At 43.1% G+C, this 3827-nt stretch carries 1 protein-coding gene and 2 pseudogenes; all 3 read left to right on the top strand.

Features of this window, described 5'->3' with window-relative positions:
- Positions 1–181 (top strand): annotated as a pseudogene (locus tag HP401_RS29315) (hypothetical protein); the annotation flags it as partial.
- Between the two features lie 6 nt (positions 182–187).
- A complete protein-coding gene (locus tag HP401_RS29310; protein WP_064200708.1) occupies positions 188–1156 on the top strand; it encodes an RCC1 domain-containing protein in 969 nt (322 codons plus the stop codon).
- Positions 1157–1223: 67 nt separating this feature from the next.
- Positions 1224–3827 (top strand): annotated as a pseudogene (locus HP401_RS29305) (RHS repeat domain-containing protein); the annotation flags it as partial.

Genomic DNA, 3827 nt, shown 5'->3' with positions numbered 1-3827 from the left:
TGAAGTCAAAGAGATCGAAATGAAAGCCAAACGCTTGTCCGCAGGTGCAGCACATACATTGATGGTGAAAGAAGACGGAAATGTATGGGCATGGGGTCAAAATGAGAAAGGACAGCTAGGAAATAATAGTCTGCAAAACAGCACAGTTCCTGTATTAACGAATGACAATAAAATGGAGTGAGCCTAAATGAAAAAAAATCTATGGAATATTTTTTTAGTGATGCTTGCAGTTCTTTTTTTATCAAAAGAGAGTACTTTGGCAGCGTCTAATGCAGTGAGTAGTGCAGCAGGATTTCAGCACTCTCTCATCTTGAAGAGCGATGGTACAGTTTGGGCATGGGGTTCAAATTCTAACGGTCAATTGGGAGATGGTACAACTGTTCAAAAAAATGTTCCTGTCCAAGTTAAAGGCATTACAAACATTTCACGTATTGCTGCAGGATCGAACCATAGTATAGCTTTAAAAGCTGATGGAACAGTATGGACATGGGGATATAATACTTACGGTGCACTAGGTAATGGCACAAACACAGATAGCAATACACCGGTACAAGCAGTTGGTCTTACAGATGTTACAGAGATTGCTGCTGGAAACCACCATGGACTAGCCCTTAAGAAAGATGGAACGGTGTGGATGTGGGGAAATATTGCTGGGAATGGATCAAAAAATATCCCATTCAAAGTAGACAGACTTACAGACGTAAGAGCGATTGCTGCTGGGGACGGTCACAATCTTGCTGTTAAAAAGGACGGAACTGTATGGGCATGGGGGGCGAACTCTAATGGTCAATTAGGCATTAACAATACAGTAATGACTCATTCTCCAACAAAAACAAACGGACTTTCAAATATTGTTTCTGTTGCAGCAGGATATGATCATAGCTTGGCTCTTGATGTAAATGGCAACGTGTATGCGTGGGGAAATGGGAACGCAGGACAAATTGGTAATGGTAATAATGAAAGACAAATTGTTCCTGTAAATGTCCCGGAATTAACAGAAATTAAGGAAATTTCAAGTGGACCTAGTGCACAACATAGTTTAGCGTTAAAGAGTGACGGAACAGTATATGCCTGGGGATACAATTATAATGGTCAAGTAGGAAATGGTACAACTACACATAGTAATAAACCAATAAAAATTACAACAACTCCATAATCACCACATGGTTTAACCACTCCCCCCGTCTCTCCAAGGGGGAGTAATAATCTTGCAAGGAGGCAATATGAAACTCCTGTCGACAAAATCTACCCTGATCTTTATATTATGTCTTTCCCTATTAACGACGCTCATACCACCAGTGAGTACCCTGGCAAATGAACCGTCAATCCAAGACTTATCAAATACTCAAAATATAGAATCATCAACTCCAAACGAGACAATAAATGAAATCCAGCAATCCATCGCAGAGCAAAATCTCACCGCTCTACCAGAAAAAAGAGAAGCAAAAAATCCCGCATCATATAACGCAGAGGACATCGCTTCACTAACATGGACCCAGCTGGATGTTAACACAGCAATCGAAATCCACCAAACATTCGACCGAACCTTACTAAAATACGCTGCCTATTTCTACTCAGATCTATTGCAGCTGCTTTCAACTGAAGAACAAGCAGAAGTCAAAGCTTTTTCCAGTGACCAGCTCATTTCTCAATTCGATCATTTCAGTCAGGAAAATAAGGCCCTCTTAAATCGCCTTACACCCCTTGTAGCATCGAAAGTAAATGAACTCAAGAGCCTGGAAGAAACACTCGACATTCAAGCAGTGAATACAACTCCTCCAGAAGTTCTCTACACAGAAAAAGATCAGGAGTTTCGCTTTGCTCGTTCAAAAACAGAGCAAGCCGTAGATGATGTATATCGCTCTGCGAACCTGGTCGAGCAAGATCTCTACTTATCAGGAAAGCATGGACTGGATCTGGATATAAAACGCAGATACCACTCCCTGAGCAGTAAAATCAGTGCACCAAGCTGGGACGATGATCTAGACAAGAATGAAGCCCTGAAGGCCAATGAGAAATTTGCAACCGGCTGGGATTTTAATATGCCGAGACTGGATATCGTCACGCGTGAGCAGGCAGCCACGGTAAGGGACGACCCCTATAATCCAGGCCAGCAAATTTACTCCACCAAGGTAGACAAGAGCCCAACGGCGAATCGTTATTACATTAGCTTAGAGGACGGGACATCTTTAGAATACCGGTTCAACAAGTTTGTGAATTATCCATATAAAGACATCATGTTCATCACGGATGACGTGAATCGGAAGTACACGCTGCATTACCGTAATCTGAAGTATGAATTCGATGTAAAGCTGGGAACGGTCGTCAAATCCAATATTTATGGGGACACGATCAAGTACAACCTGAATAGCGATGGAGAGCCAGTCAGCATCGAAGACAGTGTCGGCCGCTATGTGGTGCTAAAACGAAAGCAAAACGACACCACGCAAGACTTGATTGTCTATAAAGACAAAACAGAGACTACCGTGCTCAAGCACATTCGCTACCACTTTGAACGAAAGCTCGCATTGAACGGTTACTTTCAGCTCGTCCGTGTAGAAGTCTTGCCGACAGCAGGGAGTGGAAGCGGTTCTTATACAGTAGCAAATTATTCGTATCATAATCCTACTACCAAGGGTATTGCTTATTTCAATTTAAACAAAGAATACACGCTGGATAAGCTCCCTACTGATCAAAGCCTTCAAGATTCAGCAAAGTATTGGGAATCGGATACAAAGAAACGTAAGGAAATCGATTACTTGCTCATGCAAGAAGTTTCCTATCCGTTGCAAGGATTAAAAATCAATTACGAATATCGTCCCTATCAACTAGGTCAAACGACGTTCAATGACGGTCTCGTACGGATTTTTCAAGACAAGTATGCACTAAGCTATGTAGCCTATCATCCAGTCAATAAAGTATCGTATAGCTATACGCAGAAAACGCCAAAAGGAACCAATACGTATAAGCTGGAAAAGAGCTATGCCAATAACGACAACCTCCGCGAGATATGGAAGGTACCAAAGGAACAACTGCCTCGATTGAAGAATTTTGCGGAACGCCATGGGGATACCATCCAGGTCACAGAATCAGAGGCTTCTCGTTACACGAAGAATTCCGTTTACAAGGTCAATCAAGACGGAAATACGTTGCTGCGAAGCGTTAAGACAACAGGCGTGAGCAAAGGCGGTACGAATGTATCTGGCGCGAAGTATCGGGTGGAGTACAATCCAACTACGTACACGACCTATGCCTATTCCGGCCGGAACACAAAGCCGACGTATCAATATGTTTTCCTGGAACCGACATCGGCAGTGAGCGATCTGGAGGTTTACAATTCCTACTTAAAAGACCCGAACCTTTCCAATCGCTCACGGTATGCGGCGAAGATCAACAATTACGCTCAAGAGACGTATTTGGAATATAACGATTTCGGACAGCTAACCAAGCAGATTGCACCGGACGGGATTGTAAGTACATGGACATATGATGCAGAAGGGGTAAATCCATGGGGCTTCCGGACCTTCTCTGTATTGAAGGCAGCCAGAACGCAATCAACCTCCGCCTCAGGCGATCCGTATTATTCGAATACGACATTCGAGTACAACAATCAATATTTGCTCCGAAAGGAAACGGGGATCAACTCGTTCCCTGCCAATTTAATCAACAATCACAAGAGCCAATCAATCGAACGGACATATGAGTACACCAATAACCAGCTCTATTCGATTACAGAGAACTTTGGCGCAGGAAAGACACGGACGCAGACCTTTACCGCCTATGATCAATATGGCGTTCAGCCAACACAAATCGCACTCGCAGGTGTT

Source organism: Brevibacillus sp. HB2.2 (assembly GCF_013284275.1).
Lineage (GTDB): Bacteria > Bacillota > Bacilli > Brevibacillales > Brevibacillaceae > Brevibacillus > Brevibacillus brevis_D.
Note: the sequence above shows the minus strand (reverse complement) of the source record. Positions and strands in the feature narration are given on the sequence as shown.

Bases quoted from the DNA above. Each gene is read 5' to 3' on its own strand.
- HP401_RS29310 (WP_064200708.1), top strand. From the start codon at position 188: ATGAAAAAAAATCTATGGAATATTTTTTTAGTGATGCTTGCAGTTCTT.